This window comes from Bradyrhizobium sp., from assembly GCF_017881085.1.
Classification (GTDB): domain Bacteria; phylum Pseudomonadota; class Alphaproteobacteria; order Rhizobiales; family Xanthobacteraceae; genus Bradyrhizobium.
Window position 1 is genome coordinate 1 of the sequence record NZ_JADGRI010000370.1, and the last position, 4,805, is coordinate 4,805.

Here is a 4,805-nt window from a genome sequence, read left to right on the forward strand (position 1 = left end):
TCCGATCCCGACATCGGCATGGCCTGGCAGAGAGCGCTGCACAAAAAGGGCTGGGGCGCGCCGGGATGGCCGGTGGAATATGGCGGGCCAGACTGGACGGCGGCGCAGCGCTGGATCTTCGAGGCCGAATGCGCGCGCGGCGGCGTTCCCAACGTCAACATCATGGGCGTCAAGATGGTCGGCCCCGTCATCATCGGCTTCGGCACGCCGGAGCAGAAGAATTTTTATCTGCCGCGGATTCTCTCCGGCGAGGATTATTGGTGCCAGGGCTATTCCGAACCGGGCTCCGGCTCCGACCTATCCTCGCTGAAGACCCGCGCGGTGCGCGACGGCGACCACTACATCATCAACGGCACCAAGATCTGGACCACCCATGCGCACCACGCCAACCGCATGTTCGCGCTGGTGCGCACCAGCGACACGCCGCGCCAGCAGGACGGCATCAGTTTTATTCTCATCGACATGAAGAGCGAGGGTATCACCACACGTCCGATCCTGACCATCGGCGGCGATCACGAGGTCAACCAGGTGTTCTTCGACGACGTCCGCGTTCCCGTCGCCAACCGGGTGGGCGAGGAAGGCAAGGGCTGGACCTATGGCAAATATCTGCTGGAGTTCGAGCGCGGCTCCGGCATCGCCTCGGCCAAATTGCGCGAGGCGCTGAAAACGATTTCCGATCTGGCGGAGTCCGACGCCACCGGCCGCGCCATCGACGATCCCGACATCGCGTTGCGGATGTCGGAGATCGAAGTCGATATCGATACGCTCGAAATGACCGAACTGCGGGTGCTGTCGGCGCTGCAGACCGGGCAGAACCCGGGCGCGGTGTCGTCGCTGCTGAAACTGCGGGTCAGCGAAATCCGCCAGGCGGTGACGCGGCTCGGCGTCGACGTCATCGGCAACGACGGCCTCGCCGTCGAGCCGATGCGGCCGTTCTACCAGCTCAACCAGGAGCCGGCGGTTCCGGAAAGCATGCTGCCGATCGTTCCGGAATATCTCAACGGCCGAGCCTACACCATTTTTGGCGGTTCGTCCGAGATCCAGCGCGACATCGTGGCCAAGATGGTGCTGGGGCTGTAGGCTGAGTCACTCGCCACGCGTTCGGTCCCACCTCTCCCCTTGTGGGAGAGGTCGGATCGCATCGACAGATGCGATCCGGGTGAGGGGTCACGGATTATCGATAGACCTGAACCCCTCACCCCGACCCTCTCCCACAAGGGGGAGAGGGAGCCCACCGTCGCCGGTGAACCACCGTGGTTACGAATAACTGCTCCTACGCCCCCGCCCTCGCGTCCCGGATCGCCTGCCAGACCTTCATCGGCGTCAGCGGCGTCGGCAAATTCTTGATGCCGAGTTCGGCGAGCGCGTCCATCACGCCGTTGGCGATGCAGGGCGGGCCGCCGATCGCGCCGGATTCGCCGCAGCCTTTTGCGCCGAGCGGATTGGTCTTGCACGGCGCGCTCTCGTCGAGCGTCACCGCGATCGGCGGGATATCGTCGGCGCGCGGCAGGCAGTAGTCCTGATAGCTCGCGGTCAGCAACTGCCCTTCGGCATCGTAGGCCACGCCCTCGTACAGCGCCTGCCCAATGCCCTGCGCAACGCCGCCGTGAACCTGCCCGGTCACCAGCATCGGATTGACGGCGATGCCGACGTCGTCGACCGTGGTGTAACGCACCACCCGGGTAACGCCGGTTTCCGGGTCGATCTCGACCTCGCAGATATGGCTGCCGTTGGGCCAGCTCGGCCCGTCGACTTCGCCGGTACTGTCGACGGACAGCCGCGCGCCGTCTTGCTTCCTGGCGATCTCGAACAGGCCGATCCGCTTGTCGGTGCCGACCACGGTGAGCATGCCGTCGCGGTATTCGATGTCCTCGACCGAGGCCTCGAGTTCATTCGCGGCCTTCTCGCGCGCCTTTGCGATCAGGTCGTTGGCGGAGACCGCCAGCGCGGTGCCGCCGACGAACAGCGAACGCGAGCCGACGCTGCCGAAACCGGTGGCGAGATCGGTATCGCCCTGCACGATATCGATCTTGTCCATGGGGATGCCGAGCGATTCCGACGCCATCTGGGCATAGGTAGTCTGCAGCCCCTGCCCCATCGCCATGGTGCCGGAATGCAGGATGATGCGGCCTTCCGCGGTCGCGTGCAGGCTGACCGTTTCGGTATGCGCGCGGCCGCCGGTCCATTCGATGTAGCTGGTCAGGCCCCGGCCGTAGAGCAGGCCTTTCTTCTTCGCCGCCTTCTTGCGCGCGGAAAAACCGTTCCAGTCGGCGAGATCGGAGGCGCGCTCCAGCATGTGCGCGAACGCGCCGGAATCGTAGACCTGACCGACGGCGTTGGTGTAGGGCAGCTGCGCCGGCTTGATGTAATTGACCTTGCGGATGGTGCGCGGGTCGATCCCGATCTGCCGGGCGGCGGCATCCATCAGCCGTTCCACGATGAACACGCCCTCGGGGCGGCCCGCGCCGCGATAGGCGCCGACCGGCGCGGTGTGGGTCATGACCGATTTGACCTCGTAATGCACCAGCGGCAGGTCGTAGACGCCCGACTGCACGAAGGGGCCGAGCACCAGCGGAATGATGTTGCCGGCGCCGGTCGAATAGGCGCCGGTGCCGCCGATCGAGCGCACCCGATAGGCCAGCACGCGGCCCCTGGCGTCGAGCGCGAATTCACCGGTCGAGGTCAGGTCGCGGCCATGGGTGCCGCCGACGAATTCGTCGGTGCGGTCGCCGCGCCAGCGCACCTTGCGGTTCAGCTTGGTCGCGGCATAGGCCACGATGCCGTCTTCCGGATAGAGGTTGGTCTTCTGCCCGAAACCGCCGCCGATATCGCCGACCAGCACGCGAACGCTTTCCTTCGGCCGCTTCAGCACGGCCTCCGCCAGCACGTCGCGGGTCGAACCCGGCGTCTGCGATTGCACATGCAGGATCAGCCGTCCGGTTTTTTTCTCGATCTCGGCGATGGTGGAGCGCGGCTCCATCGCCGACGGCACCAGCCGCTGGCTGACCAGGTCGAGCGACACTTTATGCGCGGCGTGGGCAAACGCTTCTTCCACCTTCGCCGCGTCGCCATAGCTCATGACCGCGACGATATTGTCGGGCGCTTCCGGCCACACCACGGGCGCGCCGGGCTTGATCGCCCCCAGGGGATCGACCACCGCCGGCAGCACCTCGTAGTCGACCGCGACCGCTTCGGCGGCGGTCTGCGCCGCGATCCGCGATGTCGCCACCACGGCTGCGACCGGCTCGCCGGCAAAGCGCACGATCTCATGGGCGAGCAGCCGGCGCGGCGGCACCGTCATCGGCTTGCCGTCGGGACGCACGAACACCGACAGCGTCGGGATGGTGCCGATGTTATCGGCAATGAGGTCTGCGCCGGTGTAGACGGCTTCGACGCCGGGCATGTCCTTGGCGGCCTTGGCATCGATCGATACGATCTTCGCGTGCGCATGCGGCGAGCGCAGCACGTGCAGCCACAGCGCGCCCTCTTCAGGCTTGTCGTCGATGAACTGGCCCTTCCCGGTGAGAAGCCGCTGGTCCTCAAGACGCTTGACGGGCTTGCCCGCACCGAAACGCATATTGCCGGGAAGAATATTCATCAGTTTGTCCTTCGAGTCTCTTGTTCGACTGGATTGGAGCGGGTTTTAGCGGAAAGGCCGGTCAGAGGCCAACCCCAGGCAACGCCAAAAAAAACGCCATGGCCGGGCTTGACCCGGCCATCCCACGTCTTTCCCAATCTATACCGTTTAAGGCCTGGATGCCCCGGCCATCGGCGAGCGGAAGCGACGCCGTCCTTCATACGGCTATGCCCGGGCATGACGGTGTTATCGCCCGGGATACCGCAGCACCGCCTCGATCGCCTTGCGTTCGGCGGCCGTCAGGACCGGCCGAGGGGCGACGGGACCGCCAAGGTCGCAGCACAGGATCGCGAGGCCGCCTCGATGCACGCGGCGAGGTTATGGCGCGCAAACGCCTCGCGCTCCCGCTGCAAGGCCCGGATCAAATTCAGAACGCGGCTCTGGGATTACCGGGTGGTAACACGGGTCTTGCCATCGTCCGCACGAGCCCTTGCTCTCGAACGGTTCCCGCTTGGTCCGTTAGCAACCTGGAATCAACTGCCAGGAGCCGGCCAGGGGTTACGCCAGAGTTCGGTTGTTTCAATCGACACCGGGAAAAGACCGGCATAGCGGTATGGGCCAACGAGCCAGGACAGCTCAATCGCCACGGCAATAGCCAACAACATCATCGAGAAATTCTTCACCATGTGACCTCTGTTCTGATTATCCGGACTGCGGCGCGGTTCCGAAGCATGACTTTCAGAACGCGACCCGCACGCCACCCTTGGCGGTGCCGATGCGACTCTGGTCCGACATCGCGATGCCCTCGACCGCGCCGAACACCGCGACGTTGGCGCGGACGTGGTAGTCGAAGCCCGCGCCCGCCACGGCGCCGAGGGTGCTGCCGTTGCCCGGTGTCGCAAAGGACAGGTTCTGCCCGATCAGCACGGTGCTGATGGTGCTGTCACCCGCGCGCTGCTGGGCGATCACCCCGCCATGCACGTTGGTCTTCAGGCTGTGGTCGCCGCCGAAGAAGGTCGTCACCCGCGAGAGGTCGAGTTCGGCGCGCTCCTCGACATCCTGCAGCGTGCGGCTGCCGACCGACAGGCCCTGCGCCGAACCCGTCTCCGAGTAACCGTCGAACATTGCAGCGACATAGCGCAGCCGCGCCGTCGGCGTCAGCACATAGCCGTTGCCGATGCCGGTGCGGAAGCCATAGGCGATCTCGGGAGAGATGAACCAGCCATTG

General features: G+C 65.4%; 4 protein-coding genes. 1 reads left to right on the plus strand and 3 read right to left on the minus strand.

What is annotated here, in order from left to right:
• On the plus strand, positions 1-1,080 hold a 1,080-nt coding region (locus QZ213_RS24685; RefSeq protein ID WP_291688691.1), incomplete at its 5' end, for an acyl-CoA dehydrogenase family protein.
• Between the two features lie 193 nt (positions 1,081-1,273).
• Here the strand turns inward: QZ213_RS24685 and QZ213_RS24690 are convergent.
• From QZ213_RS24690 to QZ213_RS24700, 3 genes are all read right to left on the minus strand, one after another.
• Positions 1,274-3,598, minus strand: a complete 2,325-nt coding sequence (locus tag QZ213_RS24690) for a xanthine dehydrogenase family protein molybdopterin-binding subunit (RefSeq protein ID WP_291688692.1) — start codon at positions 3,596-3,598, stop codon at positions 1,274-1,276.
• Positions 3,599-4,110: 512 nt separating this feature from the next.
• Entirely contained in the window at positions 4,111-4,263 is a 153-nt protein-coding gene (locus QZ213_RS24695; RefSeq protein ID WP_291688693.1) for a hypothetical protein, read from the minus strand.
• Positions 4,264-4,315: 52 nt separating this feature from the next.
• On the minus strand, positions 4,316-4,805 hold a 490-nt coding region (locus tag QZ213_RS24700; protein ID WP_291688694.1), incomplete at its 5' end, for an autotransporter outer membrane beta-barrel domain-containing protein.